The sequence below is a fragment of the Micromonospora sp. CPCC 206060 genome (assembly GCF_036906895.1).
Taxonomy (GTDB): domain Bacteria; phylum Actinomycetota; class Actinomycetes; order Mycobacteriales; family Micromonosporaceae; genus Micromonospora.
Genome location: NZ_JBAKHU010000258.1, coordinates 1 through 854, shown reverse-complemented (window position 1 = coordinate 854; position 854 = coordinate 1). Strand labels below are relative to the sequence as shown.

Annotated in this window: 1 pseudogene; it reads left to right on the top strand. The window is 71.5% G+C overall.

Annotated elements, in window-relative coordinates:
• Nucleotides 1-854 (top strand): annotated as a pseudogene (locus tag V6U90_RS33600) (hypothetical protein); the annotation flags it as partial.

Sequence of the window (854 nt, the reverse complement as noted above, 5' to 3'; positions counted from 1 at the left end):
CCCTGATCGGCCATATAAACGACGACGGGTTCATCACCGCCAGCGAGTCAACCCTCGCCGATGCGGCATCCATACCGCATTCGACGGTGCATAGGCGGATCGTGGCATTGCGCGGCCGTGGTCTGCTGCAGCTGGTCCAGGAAGCACACGGTGGCGTGCCGGCGCAGTACGGGGTGACCGCTCCGGGTCAGCCCCGGCAAGCACCGTTGCCGGCCCTTCCTGCGGGCAGCCGATGGGTGAGCGACCCGGATGAGGCCCGGACGCTGTTCGACCAGCACGCCGACCACATCGCCACCACAACGCAGCAGCAGGATCAGCTGCGGCAGCTGTGGAACGCCCTGATCGACCGTATGGACGACGACGGGCTCATCACCGCCAGCGAGTCAACCCTCGCCGATGCGGCATCCATACCGCATTCGACGGTGCATGGCCGGATCGTGGCATTGCGCGGCCGTGGTCTGCTGCAGCTGGTCCAGGAAGCACACGGTGGCGTGCCGGCGCAGTACGGGGTGACCGCTCCGGGTCAGCCCCGGCAAGCATCGTTGCCGGGCCCTGCCCCCGGACCGGACCGCCCGCAGCAGGGTGCGGACCTGTCCTGGCTGAACCACGGGGGGACGTCGCCGATGTCCGGGCCGGTACCTGCCCCGCCGGCGGACACGGGTCTGCCCGGGCTGCCCGGGCCGCTGGACGACCCGGACGCCCTCACGGCATCGTCCTGGCCGGCGGGGCCGGCCGCGTCGTCCTGGCCGGCAGGGCCGGCCGCGTCGTCCTGGCCGGCAGGGTGGACGGGACCGGCGGGGCCGGTTCCCGGCATTGGTGCGACCGACGGGCACGATGCTGCGATGTCCACCGAC